Consider the following 3,889-nt stretch of genomic DNA (forward strand, 5'->3'; position numbering starts at 1 on the left):
CCGGCGGGCGGTGCGCGGCCCGGCACCTGAGGCGTCCCGGTGCACCGGCCCGCACCGCCACGCGGGGCGCGGGCCGGCGCACCGGTCACCGGGGCAGTGGGAGGGGCCGGGAAACCGGCGCGACCAGGGAGGGAAGCACGGATGGCCGAAGCCGCTCCGGAGGCCGCGCGGGGCATCCTGCTGCGCGGTGCCCCCGGCGGGGAGCACTGGGCCCACGCCGCCTTCTCGCTGAGTCCCGTCCCGCTGCCCGGGGGCCTGTACCCGGAGTTCTCCGAAGCCCGGCGCAGGGCGGACCGGGTCGCCGCCGAGCGGACCTGGCTCGCGTCCCTGTGGACGGACCGCACCACCGCCCGCTGGGACCTGCGCTTCATCAGCGACCCGGCGAGCGGGCGGATCGACACCGTTCTCATCGCCCAGTGGTACGGCGCCGACGCGGCGGCCGCGGTCCGGGCCGCGCGGGACGGGCTTCCCGCCCTGGCACGGTTCCCGGCCCACGTGGCGGGGACCCGGATCGAGGACACCGCGGAGATCGAGCGTCTGCTCGCCCCGTTCGTACCGGCGCCCGGCGCGATCGCCGAGATCCGCAAGCGCATCACCTGCCGGACCCTGACCCGGCTCTGGGGAGCGGAACGCATCGCGACCGCGGTCTCCCGGTTCGACGCCCCCGACCCTTCCTGGGACCGGGTGTGGACCCAGCTGGCCGCGGAGCCGCGGCGGACGGTGGTCAGCGTGTGTCTCGAACCGTGCCCCGCCCCCGCCGGACTCGCCGAGGGCCTGACGATGAGGGCGCAGGCGTTCGGGACGCTCGCGGTGCCGGGACCGCCCGACCCCATCTACGGGACCCCCGTGCCGGGCGACCCCTTCGCCCGGGTGGCGCACGGCCTGTACGAGGAGGCCGCCCGGCGTTACGCCGGGCGGCTGCACCGGGCGCGCATCTCGGTCGCCGTCGAGGGGGACGCCCCGGTGTCCGACGTCCTGACCGGCCTCATCGGCCACACCCTGGCGCCGACGAGCTCCGGGGCGGTCGTCGTCCGCCCGCAGGACCGGGAGGACCACCGGGTGGCCTGCGGCAACCTGCTGGGCGTCAACCGGGACTGGCAGCGTGAGGCCTACTGGCAGGAGGTCCCCGCGTTCCTGCGGGCCGTGCCCGCGGGGCGGCTCTGGCTGAGCGATCCGGGCACGGTGGCGGCCCTCGCCGACCTCGTGGACGCCGACGAGGCGGCCGCCGTCCTCCGCCTGCCCCACGACGAGCCCGGTGAGCCCGGACTCTTCGCGCTGAGGCGGCGGGTGCCGGACACCGCCCGCCACGGAGCACCCACCACCGGCGCCGGCGGCGACGACACCGGCTGGGCCGACTTCGGTCCCGGTGACTGACCGCCGCACTCCGGTCCCGCGGCCGCCCGGAACGGCCGTCCGACCGACACGACCGACGCGATCGCCCGACCGACCGACACGACCGGCCGACCGGCCGACGTGACCGGCACGACCGGCCGACACGACCGTCCGACACAGCCGACCGACCAAACGTCCGGCGTGACCGGCGCGACCGACGAACAGGAGTCATCGAACATGCCCGACACACCCGCGTCCCAGGCGGCGGAGAACGCTCTGACGTTCACCTTTCCGGGGTCCCAGGACCAAGTGGACTCCCTGAACCGGGACCTGGCGGAGTGGATCAACGCCACGGACCAGCTGGGCGGCGCGGCGGTTCTGCGCACCGCGCCGCCCGCACCCGGCGAACAGGGCGACGTCGCCGTCGCCGTGGACATCGTCAACGCCTCCGCCGCGGTGATCGCCGCGGCCACCAACGCGTTCTTCCTCTGGCTTCAGCAACGGCGGGCGGCCCACCGGCGGATCGAGTTCGAGGTCGTACGGCCGGACGGCACCCGGGTCAGTGGCGCGGTCGACGACGAGGACCAACTGCCCGCGGTCATGGCCCAGCTGGCCGGGTTCGTCGCCGCTCCGCCCGGAGCGGATGAATGACCTGGGCCACGTGGCGTCCCGCCCCCGACGCCGCGTGCGCGCTGCTCGTCGGCACGGGGCGGCACGTCCGCCCCAGTCCCCTGCCCCTCATGCCCCAGGCCGTGACCTCGGCCCGGGCGCTCGGGGCCGCCCTCAGCGGCGACCGGGGGGTGCTCGACGCGCGGCGGACCACGGTGGTCGCGGAGCCCGCCGACGCCCGTCAGGTGCTGGACCCCCTGCGCCGTATGGCCCGGGAACCCGGTCTCGACCTGCTGCTCTTCTTCTACTGCGGCCACGGACTGCTCGGCCGGGACGACCGTCTCTGCCTGGCGCTCACCCCCTCCGCCCAGTCCGGCGGCGGGGGCGATCCGAGCCCGTCCCTGCCGTTCGCCGAAGTCGCCGGTCTGATGCGGGAGTCGCCGGCGAGGCACAAGGTCGCGATCCTCGACTGCTGCTTCTCCGGCCGCGCCCTCGGCCCGGACGGTCACGGCGTCCACCTGCTCACCGCGTGCGGCCGCACCCAGAAGGCGCTGTTCCCGCCCGGGGGAACACTCACCGGCTTCACCGGGGAACTGCTCCGGATCCTCGACGAGGGCATCCCCGACGGGCCCCGCGACCTCGGCCTCCTCGACCTCCACGACCGGCTGGCGGTGGTCCTGCCGACCACCCCCGCACCGCCGACCGGTCTCTTCCCCACCGGGTACCCCGCGCCCCACCAGCAGACCGTCGACGGCTCGGGCCACATCGCGCTGGCGGGCAACCCGGCCCACGGCACCCGGCGGACACCGGCGGGACTGCGGGCCCGGGGCGCCTTCGCCCAACGGCTCAGGAAACTCACCGAGCCGTCGCCCGACACCCCGGTGCCCGACCCGGCGAGGCTGCCGCAACTGGTCCACGTCCTGGCCGACCTGGTCCAGGACTCGACCGAACTCCTGGGCCCGCTCGACGACTTCACCGTCGACGCCCGCCGCAACCACGCCGCCGTGACCGGCGCCGCCGGGTCCCCCGGGCAGGCCGCGACCCTGCTGTCCGCCCTGGTCGACGCCCTCCGCGCGCGGTCACCCGGCCACCGGGCCCTTCCCGGAACGGAACGCGCCCTGGCCCACTGGAGCCGGGAACGCGACCTCGCCCGACCCCCGCACCGCGCCTGACGGCGACCCCCAGGTCTCGAAAGGGCAAAGAGGGTTCCCTTTCGATCAAATCAAGTTGAATCATCAAGCTCCTCATGCGAGGAGAAGTTGTGAAGACCCTCGCGCGCACCCGGTACGCGGCTCCCGCACCGCGGTCCGCGAGGAACCCGACATCACACCCCTGAGGAACGTCAGCACGCGCCCACCGGCCCCGACGTGACGACATGGCGCCCCCTCTCACCTGGGCGCCGTCGTGAACCACCGCCGCGCCGTCGACGGACGCCACGTCCTCGACCCCGCCCGGTGGCGCGCCGCCGGGCGGGAGTACCGCGCCCCCGGCCGCCCGTGACGGGGCGGTGCGCACCGTTCCGGGGCCGGAACCCGGCACGCCGGGAACCCGGGGGAACGGCCCCGTCCCACCTGCTCGCGCACCGGGGGCGAGGGGCCACGGACGACTGCCGGGGGCGTCGTCACCGCGGTGACGACGGCCGTGGACCGGCGCCTCCTCATGGTCCCCGGCCGCGGCCCCGGGTCCGCTCGCCCGTGCCGTCGGCTTCCCCCGGGGCGGCGCCCGCGCGCGGGACGGCGGGGGCGATCCGGCGTGGTCCACATGCGTGATTCCCGTTCCACCGGTCCGGTGGTCCAGGGCGGAAGAGGCATGCGTCCGCGGTTTCCGGAAAGGCGGAACGAGTTACTCCCATGTAGTCGGCAGCGGGGAGCGATCTCGTTCATGGCGCAGGAAGCGGGCCCGGCGACAGCAGAAGGATCCGATACGGGGACGAAAGCGGCGGGGCCCC

Annotated in this window: 3 protein-coding genes; all 3 read left to right on the top strand. The window is 75.6% G+C overall.

The genetic code is table 11. The annotated features are described in order from the left end of the window. Nucleotides 1-141 precede the first annotated feature (141 nt). The gene (locus B7767_RS07255) at nucleotides 142-1,374 is read left to right on the top strand and encodes a hypothetical protein (RefSeq protein WP_085571423.1); all 1,233 of its coding nucleotides are present in this window, start codon (nucleotides 142-144) and stop codon (nucleotides 1,372-1,374) included. A gap of 195 nt (nucleotides 1,375-1,569) precedes the next feature. After that, complete coding sequence (locus tag B7767_RS07260; RefSeq protein ID WP_143652259.1) at nucleotides 1,570-1,983, top strand: hypothetical protein; 414 nt, start codon at nucleotides 1,570-1,572, stop codon at nucleotides 1,981-1,983. After that, nucleotides 1,980-3,113: a hypothetical protein gene (locus B7767_RS07265; protein ID WP_085571425.1), complete on the top strand. Its 1,134-nt coding sequence runs from the start codon at nucleotides 1,980-1,982 to the stop codon at nucleotides 3,111-3,113. Before B7767_RS07260 ends, B7767_RS07265 begins: the two co-directional genes overlap by 4 nt. Nucleotides 3,114-3,889 lie beyond the last annotated feature (776 nt).

The organism is Streptomyces sp. 13-12-16 (assembly GCF_002114215.1).
In the GTDB taxonomy this organism is placed as follows: Bacteria; Actinomycetota; Actinomycetes; order Streptomycetales; family Streptomycetaceae; genus Streptomyces.